Origin of the sequence: Streptomyces corchorusii, from assembly GCF_001514055.1 — a bacterium.
Taxonomy (GTDB): Bacteria; Actinomycetota; Actinomycetes; order Streptomycetales; family Streptomycetaceae; genus Streptomyces; species Streptomyces olivaceoviridis.
Genome location: NZ_KQ948353.1, coordinates 552,144 through 571,492 on the forward strand (window position 1 = coordinate 552,144; position 19,349 = coordinate 571,492).

The 19,349-nt window shown below is 74.4% G+C and carries 17 protein-coding genes and 1 pseudogene; 6 read left to right on the forward strand and 12 right to left on the reverse strand.

All coding sequences use genetic code 11. The annotated features are described in order from the left end of the window. Positions 1–23 precede the first annotated feature (23 nt). Positions 24–3,239, reverse strand: a complete 3,216-nt coding sequence (locus AQJ11_RS09510; RefSeq protein ID WP_059262577.1) for a cytochrome P450 — start codon at positions 3,237–3,239, stop codon at positions 24–26. A gap of 203 nt (positions 3,240–3,442) precedes the next feature. Between AQJ11_RS09510 and AQJ11_RS09515 the strand changes: the two genes are divergently transcribed. Then, entirely contained in the window at positions 3,443–4,093 is a 651-nt protein-coding gene (locus AQJ11_RS09515) for a PAS domain-containing protein (RefSeq protein WP_059262578.1), read from the forward strand. Positions 4,094–4,494: 401 nt separating this feature from the next. Here AQJ11_RS09515 and AQJ11_RS09520 read toward each other — a convergent pair whose 3' ends face one another. Further along, complete coding sequence (locus AQJ11_RS09520) at positions 4,495–5,481, reverse strand: DUF3626 domain-containing protein (RefSeq protein WP_059262580.1); 987 nt, start codon at positions 5,479–5,481, stop codon at positions 4,495–4,497. 88 nt (positions 5,482–5,569) lie between these two features. On the opposite strand from AQJ11_RS09520, the gene AQJ11_RS09525 reads away from it, so the two are divergent. From AQJ11_RS09525 to AQJ11_RS09540, 4 genes and pseudogenes are all read left to right on the forward strand, one after another. Continuing rightward, complete coding sequence (locus AQJ11_RS09525) at positions 5,570–6,064, forward strand: FBP domain-containing protein (protein WP_059262582.1); 495 nt, start codon at positions 5,570–5,572, stop codon at positions 6,062–6,064. A gap of 79 nt (positions 6,065–6,143) precedes the next feature. Next, positions 6,144–7,394, forward strand: coding sequence for an FUSC family protein (locus tag AQJ11_RS09530; protein ID WP_208616467.1), 1,251 nt, complete (start codon positions 6,144–6,146; stop codon positions 7,392–7,394). 193 nt (positions 7,395–7,587) lie between these two features. Then, positions 7,588–8,303, forward strand: a pseudogene (locus tag AQJ11_RS09535) (hypothetical protein); the annotation flags it as partial. Positions 8,304–8,415: 112 nt separating this feature from the next. Then, positions 8,416–9,555, forward strand: coding sequence for a lactonase family protein (locus tag AQJ11_RS09540; protein WP_059262754.1), 1,140 nt, complete (start codon positions 8,416–8,418; stop codon positions 9,553–9,555). Here the strand turns inward: AQJ11_RS09540 and AQJ11_RS09545 are convergent. The 3 genes from AQJ11_RS09545 to AQJ11_RS09555 all read right to left on the reverse strand — a co-directional run bounded on the left by AQJ11_RS09545 (position 9,523) and on the right by AQJ11_RS09555 (position 11,617). Beyond that, entirely contained in the window at positions 9,523–10,248 is a 726-nt protein-coding gene (locus AQJ11_RS09545) for a DUF2470 domain-containing protein (protein ID WP_059262589.1), read from the reverse strand. The two genes, AQJ11_RS09540 and AQJ11_RS09545, sit on opposite strands and share 33 nt — an antisense overlap. A 186-nt stretch (positions 10,249–10,434) precedes the next feature. Further along, positions 10,435–10,731, reverse strand: a complete 297-nt coding sequence (locus tag AQJ11_RS09550; RefSeq protein ID WP_014676595.1) for a GYD domain-containing protein — start codon at positions 10,729–10,731, stop codon at positions 10,435–10,437. A gap of 277 nt (positions 10,732–11,008) precedes the next feature. Then, positions 11,009–11,617, reverse strand: a complete 609-nt coding sequence (locus AQJ11_RS09555) for a TetR/AcrR family transcriptional regulator (RefSeq protein ID WP_059262591.1) — start codon at positions 11,615–11,617, stop codon at positions 11,009–11,011. 121 nt (positions 11,618–11,738) lie between these two features. Between AQJ11_RS09555 and AQJ11_RS09560 the strand changes: the two genes are divergently transcribed. Next, the gene (locus tag AQJ11_RS09560) at positions 11,739–13,367 is read left to right on the forward strand and encodes a cytochrome P450 (protein ID WP_059262593.1); all 1,629 of its coding nucleotides are present in this window, start codon (positions 11,739–11,741) and stop codon (positions 13,365–13,367) included. On the opposite strand, the gene AQJ11_RS09565 is transcribed toward AQJ11_RS09560, so the two are convergent. From AQJ11_RS09565 to rhaS, 7 genes are all read right to left on the reverse strand, one after another. Then, positions 13,329–14,183 carry a pentapeptide repeat-containing protein gene (locus tag AQJ11_RS09565; RefSeq protein ID WP_014676592.1) on the reverse strand — a complete coding sequence of 285 codons (855 nt, stop codon included), beginning with the start codon at positions 14,181–14,183 and terminating at the stop codon, positions 13,329–13,331. The genes AQJ11_RS09560 and AQJ11_RS09565 overlap by 39 nt on opposite strands. Before the next feature lie 411 nt (positions 14,184–14,594). Continuing rightward, entirely contained in the window at positions 14,595–15,896 is a 1,302-nt protein-coding gene (locus AQJ11_RS09570) for an alpha/beta fold hydrolase (RefSeq protein ID WP_059262595.1), read from the reverse strand. Positions 15,897–16,045: 149 nt separating this feature from the next. Then, positions 16,046–17,083, reverse strand: a complete 1,038-nt coding sequence (locus tag AQJ11_RS09575; protein ID WP_014676590.1) for a LacI family DNA-binding transcriptional regulator — start codon at positions 17,081–17,083, stop codon at positions 16,046–16,048. Between the two features lie 54 nt (positions 17,084–17,137). Further along, positions 17,138–17,434 carry a hypothetical protein gene (locus AQJ11_RS50855; protein WP_059262597.1) on the reverse strand — a complete coding sequence of 99 codons (297 nt, stop codon included), beginning with the start codon at positions 17,432–17,434 and terminating at the stop codon, positions 17,138–17,140. 54 nt (positions 17,435–17,488) lie between these two features. Beyond that, entirely contained in the window at positions 17,489–17,668 is a 180-nt protein-coding gene (locus AQJ11_RS50860; protein ID WP_059262599.1) for a hypothetical protein, read from the reverse strand. A 174-nt stretch (positions 17,669–17,842) separates the two neighbouring features. Then, entirely contained in the window at positions 17,843–18,163 is a 321-nt protein-coding gene (locus tag AQJ11_RS09590) for an L-rhamnose mutarotase (RefSeq protein WP_014676587.1), read from the reverse strand. 16 nt (positions 18,164–18,179) lie between these two features. After that, the gene (rhaS, locus tag AQJ11_RS09595; protein WP_014676586.1) at positions 18,180–19,259 is read right to left on the reverse strand and encodes a rhamnose ABC transporter substrate-binding protein; all 1,080 of its coding nucleotides are present in this window, start codon (positions 19,257–19,259) and stop codon (positions 18,180–18,182) included. Positions 19,260–19,349 lie beyond the last annotated feature (90 nt).

The window sequence follows — 19,349 nt, forward strand, 5'->3', positions numbered from 1 at the left end:
CCCCGCACCCCTCCCCCGGCGGCTCAGCCCGCCGCGTACACGTCCTCCACGTAACGCCCGTCCGCCACCAGCGTGTCGAGCCACCGTTCGGCCGCGGCCTCGTCGGCGCCGGGGGTCCGTTCGCGGTACAGGGTACGGAAGGCGGCGCGGACGCCGGGAGCCATCCGTGCGCCGTCGCCGCAGACGTACACCCGGGCCCCGGCGCCCAGCAGCTCCCAGACCTCGCCGGCCTCGGCGGCGATGCGGTGCTGGACGAAGGCGGCACCGTTCACGGGCGCGGCGCTGAAGGCCGGCCGCAGCGAGACCGCGCCGGCCCGCTCGGCGGCCCGCAACTCCTCGGCGTGCAGGTAGTCGGCGTCCGGGGCGTCGCAGCCGAAGTAGAGCAGTCCCGCGGGGAGCCGGGCGCCGGTGCGGCGGGCGGCCAGGCGGTCGGCGACGGCACCCCGGAACGGGGCGAGCCCGGTGCCGGCGGCGACCATCACGACCGGTGCCGTGTGGTCGATCCGGAACGCCTCGCGGCAGGGCTGGACCCGGGCGTACACGGTGTCACCGGGCCGCAGGGAGGCGAGGTGACCGGAGCCGGTGCCCCGGTGGCGGCCCTTGCCGGAGCGCGCGGGGGCGTCGAGCACGGACACCATGAGGTCGGCGTGGCGGGGGTCGGCCGCCGGTGCGGAGGAGATGGAGTAGTGGCGCGGGCGCAGCGGGGTCAGCAGGTCGAGCAGGAGCGGCCAGTCCAGGGCACCGCGCAGGGCGGGGTGGTCCTCGGCCAGTTCCACCAGGGTGCGCGGGTCGTCGCCGGGCAGGGCGGCGAGGGCGGCGCGCTCGGGCGGGCAGGGGTTGGCCTCGGCGAGGAGGGCCGCCTGGCGGCTGGTCGGACGCTCCTGCAACTCGACGTGATGGGTGAGCAGTTGGCGTACCGTCACCGGCCGGTCCACGGCGAGGGCTCCCCCGCGCTCGACTTCGCCCGTGCGGGCGGACCCCCATGGGCGGGAACGGGTCGGCCGGACGTCCAGGACGGCGTCGGCGTCGAGGCCGAAGGCGGCGACGGCACGGTCCACCAGCTCGGGGGCGTTGGCGGGCAGCACGGTCAGGTGGTCGGCGGTGCGGTAGGTGACGCCCTCGGGCAGGGCGACGCGCAGGAACCGCTTGGTGCGCGGATGACCGGGCGCGGTGAGGTCACGGGCCTCGGTGACCGTCATCGGGACCAGCCCGTGCCGCTCGGCGAGGGCGTCCAGCGGCCCGCCGGACAGGGTGCGGACCGCGTAGGCGTGGGCGGGCTCGTCCGCGGTGTCCTGGCCGGCGCCCGGGTCGCCGTACGCGCTCAGCAGCGCGGAGCGCACGCGGGCGGTGAACTCCCCTACGGCGCCGGTGAGGTCCCCGGAGGCGTCGGCGGCGGCGCGCTCGGTGAGCCGGGTGGCGCCAAGTTCGGCGAGGCGGGCGTCGATCCGGGTGGGGACCTGCTGGTAGGTGGCGGCCCAGTTGCGGTCGCCGACGCCGAGGACGGCGTAGGTCACTCCGGTCAGGTCGGGGGTGCCGTCGAGCCAGGCAGTGAAGGCGACGGCGTCGTCGGTGGGGCGGCCGTTGTAGGAGGCGGCGGCGATGACGACGGGCCGGTCGGTGGGCAGACCGTCCGCGTAGGCGTCCAGGGCGGCGACCTCGGTGGCGCAGCCGACGGCGGCGGCCTCGTCCGCGAGCCGGGCGGCGAAGTCCCGGCAGGTGCCGTAGTTGCTGCCGTGCAGGAAGAGGGCGCGGGTGCCGGGGCGGACCCGGGCCGGGAGGGCGTCGGGGGCGGGGGTGCCGGCGGCGGGCGCGGCGGCGGTGCCGGGCAGGGGCGCGTGGACGCGGTCGGCGGGGGTGCGCGGGGTGAGCGTGAGGGTGAAGCCCTCGGGCTTGAGGGTGAGGGTCTCCTTCACGGTGAGCCGGTAGCCGGCGTGGTCGTGCAGCCGGTAGCGGTGGACCAGCAGGGCGAGCAGCATGGTCGCCTCGTGCAGTGCGAACTGCCGTCCGATGCAGGCGCGTTCACCGGTGCCGAACGGCTTGAAGGCATGCACCGGACGGGCCGCCTCGGCCTCGGGGGTGAACCGCTCGGGGTCGAACAGCTCGGGGTTGTCGCCCCACACGGGCTGGCGGTGCAGCATCGGCGCGAGCACGGTGACGGCCTGGCCGGCGCGCAGCGGGATCCGGCCGCCGAGCAGGGTGTCCTCGCGGGCGTGCCGGCTGAACGCGGCGGCCGTCGGCCACAGCCGCAGCGCCTCGTTCAGGACCTGGCGGGTGTAGGTGAGCCGGCCGATGTCCTCGTACGACGGCTCGGGGTCGGCCGTGTCGCCCCACAGCGCGTCGGCCTCGCGCTGCACGAGCCGCAGGACGGCCGGGTGCTTGGCCAGGTAGTAGAGCGCGAAGGACATCGCGCCGGAGGTGGTCTCGTGGCCGGCGATCAGGAAGGTGATGACCTGGTTGCGGATGTTGGCCGCGTCCAGGGTGGTGCCGTCGGCGGGGTGCGGGGCGCTGAGCATCAGGCCGAGCAGGTCCTCGGCGCCGCTCTGGTCGGTGCCGGTGCGGGCGGCGATGACGTCGTCCACGACCCGGGCGAGGTGGTCGGCGTCCTTCCGGAAGGCCGCGTCGGCCGCCGAGTGGTCGGTGCCGGGGGTGCGGGCCAGCCGGGTCATGCTCCACTCCAGGCAGCGGACCATCGACTCCACGAAGGGGTGCGGCTCGGCGCGCTCGAACGACCCGAAGTCGTAGTCGAACCCGGCGAGCCCGATGGTGTCGAGGGTCATCCGGGTCATGTCGTCGGGCACGTCGACGGGCCGGCCGGCCCGCGCCGCACGGTCCCAGGCGTCGATGAGCCGCCGGGCCACCTTCAGCATCACCGGGTGGTAGGTGCGCATCGAGCCCAGCGCGAAGGCGGGCATCAGGATGTCGTGCGCCTTCGCCCAGTTGGGCTCGTCGTTGTACGCCGTGAACAGGCCGTCGGCGGCGAACTCCCGCACGTTCCTCAGGGCGGGCCCGACGTGCTTGGCGAACCGCTCCTCGTCGGCCAGGTCGGCGACCAGGTCCGCGTCGGCGACGAACATCACGTCCCGCCCGTGCAGCCGCCGCACCAGCACCGGGCCGTGCTCCCGCATCAGCTCCATGGTCTGCTGGATGGGCGTGCGGCCGGGGCCGGAGGCGGTGATGTCGACGACGGGGACGCCGGTCAGGGTTCCGGCCGGTTCGGAGCGCAGTGCGGTGGGGGGCATGGCGCGGCAACTGCCTTTCGCGGTAACGGATGTACTGCGTCCAGGGTGGTCGACGGGCGGCGGGCGCCGGGGCCATGCCACTACACGATCGTGCAGTGGAAAGTGCCCGCCGGGACTTGCGCGCGCCCGGCCGCCGCGGCCAGGGGCCGGGTCCCCTCCGCCAAGTTGCCGCTGACCTGGTCGTTCCCCTTGGATGAGGTGCCATGGATGCGGAACAGGCCGACGCGGTGGTGTGGCGCAACCGTGCGCTGGTGCTGTTCGACCGGGTGGCGGTACCGGTGGCCGTATGCGATGTGTACGGCCAGGTCGTCCTGGCGAACCCCGCCATGGCGGCGGAGTGCGGTACGACCCCTGGGCGGCTGCGCGGCCGGCATGTGCTGGAGCTGTTCCGGCCGCAGGAGGCCGGCCAGGTGGAGCGGATCGCCGAGGCGCTGCGCCTGCGGCACCGCTCCCGCTACCAGGTGTCGGTGTGCTGGCGGGCGCCCGGCGGGGCCGAGCGGCACGGGGAGCTGACGGCGGACCCGGTGAGCGACAGCGTGGAGGAGACACCGGCGCTGCTGGTGATGCTGCGCGTCCTGGGCGAGCGCCCCGCACCGGAACCGGAGCCGGTACGGGTCACGGACACGGAGCGACAGGTCCTGGCCCTGCTGGCCGGCGGCGCCACGACGGCCCGCGCCGCCCGCGAACTGGGCCTCACCAGGGACGGCGTCACCTATCACCTGCGTCGCCTGTCGGCACGCTGGGGCGCGACGAACCGCACGGAACTGGTCGCCCGGGCGTACGCGATGGGGGTACTGGCCACGGAGGTGTGGCCACCGGAGCCGGGGCGGGGGGCGGAGACGGGGAGTGAGTAGCGGGTGGGTAGGCCGGGGGTACGCGGCCGGGGACGGGGGGGGCCGGGGCACGCCGGCGCGGCCAGGGGGCCTACCCGGGGAGCGGTCGGGTCGTCGGGGGATGCCGACCGTGACCGAGGCCCTACCCGGCAGGGCGGTCGGACCCTCGGCGGGACGCCGGCCGTGACCGGAGCGGGGGTGCTCGGGTGGGGCAGGTCGTGGGGGGGGCACGTCGGGGAGCACGCCTGCCGTAGCCGGGCGAGGCACGTCGGGGCGCACGTCTGCCGTAGCCGGGGCGGGCCCAAGTCGGCGGTGGCGTTGCGGTGGGGGGCTGTCCAAGCGGCGGCAGCTCAGGGAGGCGGCGCCCGCCGAAGCGGTGGTGGCGGCATCCGCGGCGGCCATGGCCCGGCCTTCCGGGAACCTCAGCCGTTGCGCTCCGGCGGGGTCCGCACGGTGGCGGCGCCCGGGGAAGCCGGGGCCGCGGGGCCCCCGGGGCCGGCCGCGGTGTCCTGGCGAGGCGGGACGGCCGGCGGCGGGCGGAGCCTCGCCGTTCCCGCGCCCTCGGGGGATCCGAAGCGGGCCAGGGTGTGCCAGACCATCTTGAGGTCCTGGAGGTCGTACCGGGCGCTGCGGGCCGCGTCGCCGATGACGCGGGGGGTGATGAGGCCGCGCTCGGCGATGCGGGCGCCGAGGTCGGCGTACCGCGGGCCGCGGTAGTCGGCGTGCCGGCGCAGTGCGGTGACGGTGAGGCGGTAGCCGGGGTGCCATACATGCGGGAAGGGCAGGCGCCGGGCGGCTGTCTCCACCGGTGTGCCCCGGTAGCTCGCGTCCAGTACCAGCGCCTCCACGTCCCGGTCGAGCAGCACACCCCCGTGCACATGGGCCTCGATGTAGTCGTTGAGGGCGTCCTGCTCGTCGGCCTCGGCGAGGGCGATCAGCGGCATGGCGCCGGCCACGCCGAAGTCGCCGGGCTCGGTCGAGCTGTCCGGGTAGCAGAAGGTGGCCCGGGCCAGGGCCGCTCCGGAGAGCCTGAGGTGCGAGGAGCCGAAGCGGGGGGCCGCGCCGACCGACTGGCGCCGGAAGTCCAGCGCGCCGTACACCGGACGCTCGGCCGGGTCGGCGTCGTCGTAGGCGCCGCCGAAGATCCGGCTCTCCCAGCGCGTCCGGTCGCCGCCCGGGTGGGCGGTGAGGCCGCCGTTGCTGGTGCCGGTGACGAACTGCGAGTGGTACGCGCCGTCCCGGGCCAGCGACTCCAGGATCGGCAGTCCGCCGGAGATCCGGTCGGGGTGGAAGTTGAGCGTGATGCGCAGACCGGGGTCGAGCGGTGGGCCGGACGCGGTGCCGGCGACATGGTCCAGCGCTCGCCGGGCACGCCGTGGCAACCCGGGCAGCCCCCGCCGGAAATCCATTGGCTCACCCCCATGTGGCTAAATAGGATAGTCGTGAGCCTAGAGCCTCTAGGTTCGTTCGTGCGACTGGAAATCCGGAAGGCCCCCCATGAGATCGCTCACCGAGCAGGACATCCGCAACTCGTTTATCAACTGCTCCAAGGGCGAGGCCAAGCGCCTGGCCGTCCCGCGCGATCTCGGTGACCGCCCCTGGGACGATCTGGACTTCCTCGGCTGGCGTGATCCGGGGGCTCCCGACCGCAGCTACCTGGTCATGGAGCGGGACGGCCGGCTCGTCGGCGTGGCCCTGCGCTTCCCGGCCGCGCAGCGCGGCTTCCTGCACCGGAGCATGTGTTCGCTGTGTCTGACCACGCATCCCGGCGGCGGGGTCTCGCTGATGACCGCGCGGAAGGCGGGAGCGGCCGGCCGGGAGGGCAACTCGGTCGGGCTGTACATGTGCACCGACCTGGCCTGTTCGCTGTACGTGCGCGGCAGGAAGGTCCCCGAGTCCGGCGTCCGGTTCGAGGAGAGCTTGACGCTGGAGGAGCAGATCGCGCGCATGACGGGCAATCTGACCGCCTTCGTCGACAAGCTGTACGCGTAAGTATCTGGCATAAATCAGGCGGAACCGGTCCGCGAACGGCTACGTTCGACGCACCCGATGAGCGGGAACAGGCCAAGGGATGCGCGAACGAAAGTTGACCACGGGACTACTGCGACTGGCGAAGCGCCGCCGGGAGCCGGTGGTCGTCCAGACACTGCGGTCGGCCACGGCCGCGACGATCGCCTACGTCATCGCCCTCCGGCTGAGCCCCGAGCCGGCCCCGCTCACCGCGCCGCTGACCGCGCTGCTGGTCGTCCAGGTGACCTTCTACGCCACGCTCACCAACGGCATCCGCCGGGTGAACTCGGTGGTCGCGGGCGTCCTGGTCGCCATCGCCTTCAGCGTGCTGGTCGGCCTGACCTGGTGGAGCCTCGCCCTGCTGATCGTCGCCGCGCTGGCCGTGGGACACCTGGTCCGCGTCGACGAGTACGTCGCCGAGGTGGCGATCAGCGCCATGCTGGTGCTCGGAGTCACCACGGTCGGGTTCACCGCCTGGGCGCGGATCGTCGAGACGCTGATCGGCGCGGTCGTCGGCACCGCCTGCAACCTGCTGCTGCCACCCCCAGTGTGGGTGGACGAGGCCGGGCGGTCCATCGAGGACCTGGCCCGGCGGGTGCGCCAGCTGATGCTGCGGATGGGCGAGGAGGCCGGCGGCCGGATCCCCTGGGAGCGAGCGGCCGAGCGGCTGCACGAGGCGCGCCGGCTGGACCACGACATCGTGCAGGTGGACGCGGCACTGCGGCAGGCGGAGGACAGTCTGCGGCTCAATCCCCGGGTGAAGGAGGGACTGCTGCACCGGGTGGTGCTGCGCACGGGTCTGGACACGCTGGAGATCTGCACGGTGGTGCTGCGGGTGCTGGCCCGCTCGTTCACGGACCTGGCGAAGGCCCGTGGGCCGGAGGAGCTCTTCCCGGCCCGGGTGGGGGCGACCGTGGAGCAACTGCTGTCGGAGATCGCCGACGCGGTGGTCAGCTTCGCGGTGCTGGTGACGACCCATCTGAGCGAGAACGCGGAATCGGCGGAGGCACGGCTGTCGGCCGAGCTGCACACGGCGGCCGGCACCCGGGACCGGCTGGCCGAGCTGCTCCAGGAGGAGATCCGCAAGGACTGGGCGCACTGGCAGTTGCTCGGGGCGGTGCTGACCGAGACGACCAGGATCATCGACGAGCTGAACACCGAGCACCGCACCCGCCGCCTGCTGGAGGAGCTGGACCGGGTCTCGCGCGGGCAGCGGGCCAAGCGGCCCCGGCTCGCCTTGCTGCGCGACCGCCTCGGGGTCCAGGAGGAGCTGTGGCGGAACCACGCGGGGTTCGGCGAGCGTCCTCGGTGAGGAAGCCGCCGGGGCGGTCCGGCGCCGACGCCGGCTCCGACGCGGCGGAGCTCGGCCACATCGCCTCGCGCAGATGCACCGTCAGCAGCACGCCGACCGCGCGCCCGCATCCACGCGGGCACCCGGTCGGCGTGTTCCCGTCGATCCGGACTCCGTCACCGGTCATCGGTACGCCCTCTCGCCCGCGCCGCACCGCCGGCCCTGGTCGGACGATATCAACTCCGGCAGGGGCACGGTCCGCCAGTTCGTGGCCGTACCGCTGGGGCTCGGCGCGACCGTTGAGGGGCAGGTCACCGGCGAGGAGGTGCGGAGCGGCCCTGCCCCTCTCCGCCCCGGCCCCCAGTGGGCCCCGGATCACCGCCGTCCGCGCCCGCCGCGGCCTTCGGCGGTCCGCCAGCCCCGGCCGCCGCTCCCCCGCGACGCGCCACGGCCCTCGGGCTCGGCGTCGGCGGCTCGATGCGGCAGGAGGTGTACCGGGACGACCGGCCGCTGGGCGACCGGTCCGAGCAGCCCGCCGGGCGGGTGTTCGTGCACCTCGTCACGCCCTCGCGGTGGCGCCGGATCACCGGCGAGGCACCGCCGCCACCGGTGGACCGGGCGGACACCCGGGCGGCCCTGCCCTGGTGCGACTACCACGACGCGGACGCCGAGGACCTCGCCCCCACGCCCGCCCTGGAGGGGGCCGAGCCGGTCGGCGAGTGGCTCGGGGACGGCCTGGAGCCGTGGCGGGCGCCGTCCGCCGACCGGGTGACACCCCTGAAGGTCGCGCCGGGCAAGCCGGTGGCGGACGGGGGCTGGCAGGGTCCGCCGGCGGTGCGTTCCGCGCGGCTGCCGTTGCCCGGCTTGCCCCCGGCGACCCGCGCGGGCCAAGGTGGCTGTCACGAGCGGGGCACCGACGACCTGGGGTAGCGGTATGGACACGGAGGCAGGGACGGCGGGAGAAGGGTCTCCCCTCCCCCGGCGGGACCGGGACCCGGACCGGGAACGCGGCGGCTGGACCAGACGCCGGTTCGTCGGCGCCGTGGCCGGTACGGCGGCGGTCGTCGTGGTGCCGTCCCCGGCGGCCCCGCCGACGGAGACGCCGGCCGGGCAGCGCAAGCCGCAGGCGGCCCCGCCGCCCCGGAGGCCCTCCGGACCGCGCCCGCTGTACGTGGGCACCTACACCTCCGTCGAGGGCGGCGGCACCGGCATCGGCCTGGCGTCGTACGACCCCGAGTCGGGCCGGATCACCGGGTCCGGGACGCTCACCGGGGTCCCCGACCCGTCGTACCTCGCCGTACACCCCGACGGCCGCACGCTGTACGCGGTGGACGAGCGGGAGGACGGCGGGGTAACGGCCGTACGCCTCGCGGACCGGCGGGTCCTCGGCACCCGGAGCACCGGCGGCGCGGACCCGTGCCATCTGTCGGTGCATCCCTCCGGGCGCTGGCTGCTCAGCGCCAACTACGGTTCGGGCAGTGTCGCCGTGCACCCGATCGACGCCTCGGGCGCGCTGGGCGAGCGCACCGCCCTGGTCACGCACGGCTCTCCGCCGCCCGGCCCCGGCCAACAGGGGCCGCACGCCCACCAGTTCCTCACGAGTCCGGACGGCGGGCACGTCCTCGCCGTGGACCTCGGCACCGACACGGTCTACACCTACCGCCTCGACCGGGCGAAGGGCACGCTCGCGGAGGCGGCGCGGGCGCGGACCCGGCCCGGCGCGGGACCGCGCCATCTGACCTTCCATCCGGGCGGCCGGTACGCCTACCTGGCCAACGAGGTGGACGACACCGTGGCCGTGTGCGCGTACGAGCCGGGAACCGGGCGCCTGACGATCGGCGAGCCGCAGCCGACGGGGTCCGGCGGCGGCACGAACTATCCGGCGCAGATCCTGGTGACGGCGAACGGCCGGTACGCGTTCCTCGCCAACCGGGGCCACAACAGCCTCGCGCGGTACGCCGTCGAGGACGGCGGGGCCCGGCTGCGGCTGCTCGGCACGGTGCCGGTGGGCGGGGACTTCCCCCGGCAGATCGCGTTCTCGCCCGACGGCCGGCTGCTGTTCGCGGCGAACCAGCGCTCGGGGACGGTCACCGTCTTCCGCGTCGACGCGGACAGCGGTGAACTGCGCCCGGCCGGCGAGCCGTTCGCGTCACCCGTCGCCGTCTGCGCGCTGCCGCTGTAGCGCCCGGGGGCAGGCGGCGGCACTGGCCTGGGCGAGCAGGGCGTGCACGCGCTCGGTGAGCTGGGCGACGTCGTCGGCGGGTGTGTGGAAGGGCAGTCGTACGTCGCCGTGGGCGCGGGTGCGTTCGATGCGCAGGGTGAGTCCGTGGCGGTCGACGGCGAGCGGTGCCACCCGGGTCGCGGCGTGCAGGCTCTCGGGCCGCACCAGGCGGGTGAGCCGCTCGACGGCGTCCGGGTGGGCGTCGGCGAGGTGGGTGAGCAACCGGGCCTCGGCGCCGGCCAGGGGGTCGGGCCGGGCGGCGGTGAACTCGCCCAGGTCGACCACCACGGCCCCGGCGGGCCGGCGCAGCACCACGCGGGTGGGCCGGAACAGGAGGGCTCCCCCGGACGGGGCGAACCAGCCGGACAGGAAGAGCCGGGCGCGGATGCGGTGGCGCACCGGTACGGGCGCCACGTCGGCGAACTCCAGCAGGGCGGAGGGTTCTTGGCGCGGGGCGCACAGCACCGCCCCGAACAGGGCGCTGTCGTCGGGCACCGCCAGCCGTACCGCGCCGTCCTCGGTCACGGTGTGCGTGCCGACGTACTCCTCGCGGACGCCGTCCGCGGTCACCGCGCACGACCACGCGGCGGCCAGCACCGAGCGTGCCTGTTCCGCCGCGCCGGGGGCGGCCGTCCAGTCCTGCGTGTCACCCATCCGAGACCTCCTTAGGTAAGCCTTGCCTAACCTATCGGAGATCGGGGCGCGCGCCAACCACACCGCCCCTGCGGGGAAGCGCCCGGCCGAGCCCGGTGCCCGCTGGAACCGGACCGCACGAGTCCGGCACCGGCGGGCTGCGGGGCCGACTCGCCGGACGCCACCGCCCGCACCACGGGGTGTTCGTCAGCCGGCCGCCTTGGCGATGATGCGTTCCATCTCCTCCCGGCCGAAGGCCCGCAGAGTCGTGGAACGGACGTTGCCCACACCACCGAGTTGCAGGAGTGCCGCGGTGGCGGTTTCCTCGTCAGCCCCCTCGATGACGGCCACGAGGTCGTACGGACCGACGGTCCAGTAGATGCTCAGGAGCTTCGCCCCGAGCTTCTGCACCGCTGCGCCGAAGGCCTCGGCGCGCTTCGCGGTGTCCTTGTAGTTCCGGACCCCTTGATCGGTCCAGCTCAGCAGGGCGACGTACGTCGGCATGTTCCTCCACCCTCACGAGAAGCCTCATCCCGAGGTCAAGCCTGGACACCCGGGCCGGAACGCGCACGAGGTACGCACCCGAACGAGCAGGAAGGGCGGGGCGGCACCCGCGCACCGGGCGCGGACCGGGTCCTCCGCCCCGCACTGCGGCACCTGGCCTCCGACCCCGGCCCGCACGTCCGGAGCATGGCCGTCGAACCCGTCGGCAAGCGCGCCCGCACCGACGCCCGCGCCGTCGCCGACCCCGAGTTCGGCCCCGCCGCCGGCGCCACAGCCCTCAGGCGAGGACGCCCAGCAGAGCGCGGGCGCACAGATCGCGCACCTCTTCCCGGCTCAACTCACCTTCGCCGCGCAGCCATTCGAGACAGACGGCGGTGGTGAAGGCGAGCCAGCCGCGCACCGCCAGGCGCACCCGCGGGGCGGCCTCGACGGCGGGCCCGAACTCGGGGTCGGCGGCGAGCGCGGCCAGGATCTGCTCCTCCTGGGCTGCCAGCGCCCGCTGGTAGACCCGGCGCACGGCCTGGTCGCCGGCCGCGTCGGCGCGGTGGAAGGCGCGGAAGCCGTGGGCGTGCGCCTGGACGTAGCCGAGGTAGGTGTCGAGGCCGGCGGCGAGCTGCTCGCGCACCGGTACCCCGGGCTCGGCCGCCGTCATGCGCAGCATGCGCGCGCTCTCCCGCTCCACGACGGCGGCGAAGAAGTCCCGCTTGGTCGGGAAGTAGTGGTACAGCAGCCCCCGCGAGACCCCGGCGATCTCGGCGACCTGCTCGATCCACACGTCGTCGTAGGGGCTCTCCGAGAACAGCTTCGCGCCGACCGACAGCAGTTGCTCACGGCGTTCCCCGGTGCTGAGTCTGCGCCGGGCGCGCTCCCCCTGGTTCGCGGGCATGGCGTCACTTTACTTGACGTCGGTTCAACAAGGGCACCACACTGGAACCCGTTATTGAACCCACGTACAACACGCGTGCGTCACTGCGTCAACCACCCGCTGGGCCAAGGGAGATCGCGTCATGGCGGCGACGACGGAGACCATGGAGACCGGGCTGCCGAAGGGTTTCCGCAGCGCCGAGCAGGGCTGGCCCGAGCTGCGCCGCATCCCCCGTCCGCCGCACCGGGTGCCGCTGCTCGGCGATGTGCTCGGCGTCGACCGGCACCGGCCGTTGCAGGACTCGATGCGCTTCGCGCGCGAGCTCGGCCCGATCTTCCGCCGCCGGGCGTTCGGCAAGGAGTTCGTGTTCGTGTGGGGGGCGCGGCTGGTCGCCGATCTCGCCGACGAGTCCCGGTTCGCCAAGCACGTCGGGCTCGGCGTCGCCAACCTGCGGCCCGTGGCCGGAGACGGCCTGTTCACCGCCTACAACCACGAGCCCAACTGGCAGTTGGCGCACGACGTGCTGGCGCCCGGGTTCAGCCGGGAGGCCATGGAGGGCTACCACGGGATGATGCTGTCGGTCGCCGACCGGCTCACCGACCACTGGGACCGCCACCTGGCGGCCGGGCGCACGGTGGACGTGCCGGGCGACATGACCCGGCTGACCCTGGAGACGATCGCCCGGACCGGTTTCGGGCACGACTTCGGCTCCTTCGAGCGGGACCGGCCGCACCCCTTCGTCACGGCGATGGTCGGCACGCTGGCCTACGCGCAACGGCTGAACAGCGTGCCGGGACCGCTGGCCCCGCTGCTGCTGCGCACCGCCGCCCGGCGCAACGCGGCCGACATCGCCCACCTCAACCGCACGGTCGACGGGCTGGTCGCCGCCCGGCGCCGGTCCGGTGGCGGCGAGGGGGACCTGCTGGACCGCATGCTGGCGACGGCGCACCCGCGGACCGGGGAGAAGCTGTCGCCGGAGAACGTCCGCAAGCAGGTGATCACGTTCCTGGTGGCGGGCCACGAGACCACCTCCGGCGCGCTCTCCTTCGCCCTCCACCACCTCGCCCGGCACCCGGAGATCGCCGCCCGGGCCCGCGCCGAGGTCGCACAGGTCTGGGGCGACACCCCGCGGCCCGGCTACGACCAGGTCGCCAGGCTGCGCTACGTGCGCCGGGTGCTGGACGAGTCGCTGCGGCTGTGGCCGACCGCGCCCGCCTTCGCCCGCGAGGCCCGGCGGGACACCGTCCTCGCCGGGGACCATCCGATGCGCCGGGGCGCGTGGACCCTGGTGCTGACCCCGATGCTGCACCGGGAGCCGGAGGTCTGGGGCGAGGACGCCGAGCGGTTCGACCCCGACCGCTTCACCCCGGCGGCCGTCCGCGCCCGGCCACCGCACACCTTCAAGCCCTTCGGCACCGGCGCACGGGCCTGCATCGGCCGCCAGTTCGCCCTCCACGAGGCGACCCTGGTCCTCGGCCTGCTGCTGCGCCGTTACGACCTGCACGCCGACCCGGGCTACCGGCTGAGCGTGGCCGAACGCCTGACCCTGATGCCGGAAGGGCTGCGGCTCCGCCTGGAGCGCCGGCCGGCTCTCACGAAGGCGGAGGAGGGACGCCCCGCAGGGGCGCGGGGCAGTGTGCGCGGTGCGGTTGACGCCGCGTGGGCGCGACCAGCCCGAGACGCGGCCGCGGACGACCGGCGGCACGACCCGGCCGGACCGGCCCAGCCCCCGTCAGCGAGCCGCTGTCCAGTGCACGGGGCGGCTGACTGAGGCCGGCAGCCGCGTGCCCGCGCTGCCCCGCGCGGCGTTCACCTGCGGCTGGGTGAGGAAGAAGGCACCGGTGAGGTCCGCGTCGGTCAGATCGGCATCGCGCAGGTCGGCCCCGATCAGATCCGCGCCGCGCAGGTCGGCACCGGTGAGGTCGGCGGCGATGAGGTACGCACCGCGCAGGCTCACCCCGCGCAGATCGGCGCCCCTGAGGCGGGCGCCCATGAGGTCCGCGCCCCTGCGGTCCCTGCCCCGGCCCTTCCCCTTCCCTCGGCCCTTGCCGCCGACGCCGGCCCGGGCCAGCTCGCTGGTGCGCAGCAGGAGCACGTTGACCTCCTGGCGGTGCGCGGCCACGTCCAGCGCGGCCAGCTCCTCGGGAGTCCGCCGGGTCAGCCGCTCGGTCTCCTCCAGGGCCCGGCGCAGCTCGGGGTGGACGGGCCGGGCGGCGGGCAGGGCCAGCGCCTCGGTCAGGTACCACAGCAGCTCGTGCAACTGCCGTACGACCGGGAAGACGTCGAACATCCGGCGCGCGTGCTCCGTGGACCCGGTACGCCAGTCCTGCCCGTCGAAGGTGACCTGCGAGACCTTCTGGCCGGCGCCGAAGCAGTCGTAGACCGTGCAGCCGGTGAAGCCCTTCGGGCGCAGGTCGGCGTGGATGCCGCAGCGGTGGTCGCCCTGGAGGTTCGGGCACGGCTTGCCCGCGGGCTTGTCCAGCGCGAAGTCGGCGGAGCGGGCGAAGGGCAGGGCGACACAGCACAGCCCGAAGCACCGGGCGCAGTCGGCGCGCAGGTCGGAGGGGTCGGCTATCTGATCCGGCATGGGGTCCAGCCTACTGACCGGCGAGCCTGCCCCCGCACCCGCGCGCACCCCCGACCGCGGGCGAACGGCTCGACGCCCCGCAACCGGCGACGGCCACCCGGCGGACGCCGTTCCAGGGCGCTGGAGGCGCCACTCGGCGAGATCGGGGAAGATCCAGCGGTTGCCCGCGTCGGCGGCGTCCGGGGCGGCGCGGCCGACGCCGGCACAGGCGACCTCGCGGCCGGCGTCGGTCCAGGCGGCGATCGCCGCAGAACACCCGTGCTTCGAGGCCACCACGGCGAGGGCGCGCTGCCAGTCGTCGGGCAGGGGCTGAGCTGGGTGACCTTCGGCCCGGTCATGGGCGGCGCACTGGGCCGCCCCGACCCGTGCGCGACGTCGTGTACGGCGCGCCCGGCCGTCCTGTCGCGTACGTCAGACCTCGTCGCGTACCAGCGCCAGCAGCCGATCCAGGACGCGGGGCGCGCCCGTGCGCAGGCCGTCGTGCTCGTACTCGTTGGTGACCCAGGGGCGCAGCCCACGGATCGCGCCGGCCGTCTGAAGGGAGTGGCCGGTGTCGACGTACATGTCGTCGTGGTAGACGGCCGCGGCGACCGGGACCTCGTTGGCGGCGAGCCGCGCGGGGTCGTACAGGGGGCTCCAGTCGGTGCGGGCGGCGAGCAGTTCGGCCGTCTCGCGCAGGGGGCGCAGGGCCGGGTCGGCGTCGAACATCCAGGGGTGGACGGTCTCGCCGGTGAACAGGACCGGGCCGTCGCCGGTGAGTGTCTTGGCCGCGTCGAACTGCGGGAACTCGGCGCGGACGCGCTCGGCCGACCAGGCGGTGGGGCGCGCGTCCTGGCCGTAGATCGACTCGTGGACGAGGGCGTAGAGGGGGTGGGAGGCGTACGACAGGAGGGACTGGGCCTGCTCCTGGAAGGCGTCGGACAGCTCCAGGCCGGCCGGGGTCACCACGAAGGCGTCCTCCAGGAGGTGGTGCAGCCGGTGGCTGCCGTCGCTCGTGCCCAGCATGATGCCCAGGGACTGGAAGGCCTCCACGGTGAAGCGGTAGCCGTTCGGCAGCACCACGTCGTGGGTGAGGAGGTGGTCGGCGATCCGGCGGGCCCGCTCCACGTCCTGCGGGTAACGGGCGTAGTGCGCGGCGACCTTGCGCTCGACGCGCGGGTAGGCGGCCCGGTAGACGTCGTCGGCGTGGGCGTGCAGGGACGGCAGGCCGCCGGTGATGATCGCGGTGGCGAGGCCCTCGGGGGCGAGGGAGAGGTACGACACCGTGCAGAAGCCGCCGAAGCTCTGGCCGAGCACGGTCCACGGGGCACCGCCGGTGACCTGGGGGCGGATGGCCTCGCAGTCGCGGACGATGGAGTCGGCGCGGAAGTGGGTGAGGTAGTCGGCCTGGGCGGCGGGACCGCCGCGCAGCGGCAGCGTCTGCCGGGTGGCGGGCGTGGAGCGTCCGGTGCCGCGCTGGTCGAGGAGCAGGACGCGGTACTCCTTCAAGGCCCGGTCGAGCCAGGCCTGCCGTCCGACGAAACGATTCGCCCCGAAGCCGGGGCCGCCTTGCAGGTACACCAGCCAGGGCAGGTCCTGCCCGGCCTTGTCGCTCGCCACCGCCTCGCGGGCGTACAGCTCGATGGTCTCGCCGCCCGGGTCGGCGTGGTCGAGGGGCACGGTGAAGTGGCGGTCGGTGAGCACGACGCCGGGCTGGCGGTAGCTGAGGCTCAACGGGTCTCCTGGGACGGACGGGCTGGACGTCTCCCAGTTGAGCACATGGGCCGGCGCGGGCCGAGCACCGGGATCATGGATTGTTACTGAACTTCCGGTCAGCACGTCCGCCCGGTGCGGGGCTCGGCGCGGCGGGCGCACCGCGAGGTTCAGCGTGCGGCGAGGCTGGACCGGCGCACCACCAGCTCCGGCTGGAGCACCACCCGCCGGTGCTCGTGCGTCCGCTTCCCCTTGCCGTCCCCCTCGCCCCGCTCGGTCTCCTCCAGCAGCAGTTCGGCGGCGAGGGCGCCCATCGTGACGGCGGGCTGGCGCACCGAGGTGAGGGGTACGGCAGCGGCGGCGGCGAACTCGATGTCGTCGTAGCCGACGATCGCCAGGTCGTCCGGGACGGTCACGCCCGCCGCGTACATCGCCTGGAGCACGCCGAGGGCGAGCAGGTCGTTGGCGCAGAACACGGCGGTGGGCCGGTCGGCGAGGCCGAGCAGCCGGGCACCCGCGTCCCGGCCGGCGGCCACGTCGAGCCGCTCGGTGGGCAGTTCGCGCAGCGCCTCGGGGCCGAGCCCGGCCTCGGCGAGGGCGTTCAGCGCGCCGGTGCGCCGGTCGCGGACCTGGGTGAGCCCGGGCGGCCCGCTGACGTAGGCGATCGAGCGGTGCCCGGCGTCCACCAGGTGCCGCACCGCCAGCGCGCCGCCCGCGATGTCGTCCACGGAGACCGAGCACTCGGTGGTGCCCTCGGCGACCCGGTCGACCAGCACGAACGGGATGCCGTGCCGGCGGAAGGCCGCGATGTTGCGGCCGGTGGCGTCGGCCGGGGTGAGCAGCACGCCCCGCACCCGCTGTTCGGCGAAGAGCGACAGGTACTCGGCCTCCTCGGCGGCGTCCTGCGCGCTGTTGCACACCATCACGCCGAGCCCGGCCTCCCGGGCCGCGCGCTCGGCGCCGCGCGCCACGTCCACGAAGAAGGGGTTGCCCATGTCGAGCACGAGCAGCCCCATGATCCGGCTGCGGCCCGCCCGCAGCTGGCGCGCCGACTCGCTGCGGACGTAGCCGAGCCGGTCGATCGCGGACAGCACGCGCGCACGGGTCTCGCCGGCGACGGTGTCCGGGCGGTTGATGACGTTGGACACCGTGCCCACCGACACTCCGGCGGCGCGGGCGACATCCTTGATACCCACCGACTGGGCCATCGGGCTTCGGACCTCCAGGGAACGGGATGCGGCGGGACGGCCTTCACGTTACCGTCACGCCGGCAGGGCGAAGCCGGCCGCGTGCGGCGCCGAGGGCGCCGGGCCGGCGGACTTCTCCTGGTACGGGAACGACAGGACGGTGTCCGCCCTGATCCGGGTCTCGTCGGCCACCACCTCGCCGAACGCGTGCAGCCCGCCGTCGTCGAACGGGAGCCTCCGGTCGGTGTCCCCGGAGGCCCGCGAGGCCGCGGCGGTCCGGCCGAACGGGAGGGAGGCAGTCTCGCACAGGTGGAAGGCGCGTCCGTGGGCGATCCGGTCGGCGGCGCGGTCCGGGGTTCGGTGCCGGGACACAGTCGATGACGGCGTGGGGGCGGACCGCCGAGGCGGTGAACCGGCTCTCCTGGGTCATCGGCGAGCGGTCCGGGTCCAGCGGGTCCACGGCACATGGCCGGTGCCGTGGTCGGTGAGGCCGCCGGGGCCACGGGTTTCGTAGTCCGCCAGGGCGTTGCGGCCGTCGTCGGCCTTGAGCCGGTGCGGCAGCGTGAGCGCCGGCCGGTCGCCGGCATCAAGGGCCCGGCGGGCCACGACCCGTCGCTGCCCGCCGGGTACCGGGCGGCGTGCTGGTGGACCCGGTGGGTCAACAGGCCGTTCTTCTGGAACGAGTCGGTGTTGACCAGGCCGTCGTGGGAGACGGCGCGGGCGTCCCGTCGTGTGACGCCCTGCCGGGTGACGGAGGGTCTCATCGGTGCGGCTCCCGCGTCAGTCGAGGTGGAACACTTCGGTGAGCGGTCGCATGGCCTCGTCGGGCCGGGCACCGTCCAGGGACTCGAAGAACGGTGCCATCTCCTTCTGCCAGCGCGCGTTGACGTCGGTGGCCGCCATACCGGCCTGGGCGGCGGCGAAGTCCTCGGTCTCCAGGTAGCCGACGAGCAGGCCGTCCTCGCGCAGGAACAGCGAGTAGTCGTGCCAGCCGGTCGCCTTCAGGGCGTCGAGCATCTCCGGCCAGACGGCCGCGTGCCGCTCACGGTACTCGTCGAGCCGGTCCGCCCTGACCTTCAGCAGGAAGCACACGCGCTGCATCGGCAGCCCCCGTCCGTCAGAAGTTGAACTGGTCGATGTTCTTGGCGTCGAACACGGTCGGCTTGCCCAGGTTGATCACGCCGTCCTTGCCGATGGTGTACGTCGTGGCGCCGGCCTTGAAGGTCTCGCCCTCCTTGCCGGTGATCTGCCCCGAGGCCAGCGCGACCGCGGTCCGGGCGGCCAGGTCGCCGAGCTTGGCCGGGTCCCACAGCTCGAAGGCGTCGACGGTGCCGTTCTTCACGTACTTGCGCATGTCATTGGGGGTGCCGAGGCCGGTCAGCTTGACCTTGCCCTTGTACTTGGAGCCCGACAGGTACTGGGCCGCCGCCTTGATGCCGACGGTGGTCGGGGAGATGATCCCCTTCAGGTTCGGGTGCTCCTGGAGCAGGCCCTGGGTCTGCTGGAAGGACTGCTGGGCGTCGTCGTTGCCGTAGGCGATCTTGACGAGCTTGATGTCCTTGTACTTGGGGTCCTTCAGCTCGTCCTTCATGTAGCCGATCCAGGTGTTCTGGTTGGTCGCGGTCTGCGCGGCGGACAGGACCGCGATCTCGCCCTTGTACCCGATCTGCCGGGCGAGGAGCTGCACCTCGGTACGGCCCAGGTCCTCGGCGCCGGCCTGCGAGACGAAGGCGTTGCGGCAGCCCGGGCTGGTGTCGGAGTCGTAGGTGACGACCTTGATGCCGTTGCTCATGGCCTGCTTCAGCGCCGTGCACAGCGCCCCCGGGTCCTGCGCGGACACCGCGATGGCGTTCACCCGCTGCTGGGTGAGCGTGTTGACGTAGCTCACCTGCCCGGCGGTGTCGGTGGCGCTGCTGGGCCCCACCTCCTTGTACGTCGACCCGAGCTCGGCGACCGCCTTCTCGCCGCCCTTGTCGGCGGTGGTGAAGTAGGGGTTGTTGACCTGCTTGGGCAGGAAGCCGACGGTCAGCCCCTTCTTGGTGGCCGCGTTCGGGTCGGCCTTGCCGGCGGAGGCGGCGGCGGCGTTGTCGTCCTTGACGTCCTTCTTGGTGGTGCCGCCGCAGGCGGTGAGCGCGAGGGCGAGGGAGGTGCCGGCGGCGAGGGCGGCGCAGGTGCGGCGGAGGGTCGGCTTGAGCATGGAAGGGCCCCTTGTCGTAAGGAGTGGGTGGTGCGCGCCTCGGGGGCGCGGGGTTGTATGCGTGTGGCGGCTTGGCCGCGTGGGCGCGGC

What these genes read in the sequence shown, in the direction of transcription:
- AQJ11_RS09510 (WP_059262577.1), bottom strand. Translation starts at nt 3,239, where the DNA reads ATGCCCCCCACCGCACTGCGCTCCGAACCGGCCGGAACCCTGACCGGC.
- AQJ11_RS09515 (WP_059262578.1), top strand. Translation starts at nt 3,443, where the DNA reads ATGGATGCGGAACAGGCCGACGCGGTGGTGTGGCGCAACCGTGCGCTG.
- AQJ11_RS09520 (WP_059262580.1), bottom strand. Translation starts at nt 5,481, where the DNA reads ATGGATTTCCGGCGGGGGCTGCCCGGGTTGCCACGGCGTGCCCGGCGA.
- AQJ11_RS09525 (WP_059262582.1), top strand. Translation starts at nt 5,570, where the DNA reads ATGAGATCGCTCACCGAGCAGGACATCCGCAACTCGTTTATCAACTGC.
- AQJ11_RS09530 (WP_208616467.1), top strand. Translation starts at nt 6,144, where the DNA reads ATGCGCGAACGAAAGTTGACCACGGGACTACTGCGACTGGCGAAGCGC.
- AQJ11_RS09545 (WP_059262589.1), bottom strand. Translation starts at nt 10,248, where the DNA reads ATGGGTGACACGCAGGACTGGACGGCCGCCCCCGGCGCGGCGGAACAG.
- AQJ11_RS09550 (WP_014676595.1), bottom strand. Translation starts at nt 10,731, where the DNA reads ATGCCGACGTACGTCGCCCTGCTGAGCTGGACCGATCAAGGGGTCCGG.
- AQJ11_RS09555 (WP_059262591.1), bottom strand. Translation starts at nt 11,617, where the DNA reads ATGCCCGCGAACCAGGGGGAGCGCGCCCGGCGCAGACTCAGCACCGGG.
- AQJ11_RS09560 (WP_059262593.1), top strand. Translation starts at nt 11,739, where the DNA reads ATGGCGGCGACGACGGAGACCATGGAGACCGGGCTGCCGAAGGGTTTC.
- AQJ11_RS09565 (WP_014676592.1), bottom strand. Translation starts at nt 14,183, where the DNA reads ATGCCGGATCAGATAGCCGACCCCTCCGACCTGCGCGCCGACTGCGCC.
- AQJ11_RS09575 (WP_014676590.1), bottom strand. Translation starts at nt 17,083, where the DNA reads ATGGCCCAGTCGGTGGGTATCAAGGATGTCGCCCGCGCCGCCGGAGTG.
- AQJ11_RS09590 (WP_014676587.1), bottom strand. Translation starts at nt 18,163, where the DNA reads ATGCAGCGCGTGTGCTTCCTGCTGAAGGTCAGGGCGGACCGGCTCGAC.
- rhaS (WP_014676586.1), bottom strand. Translation starts at nt 19,259, where the DNA reads ATGCTCAAGCCGACCCTCCGCCGCACCTGCGCCGCCCTCGCCGCCGGC.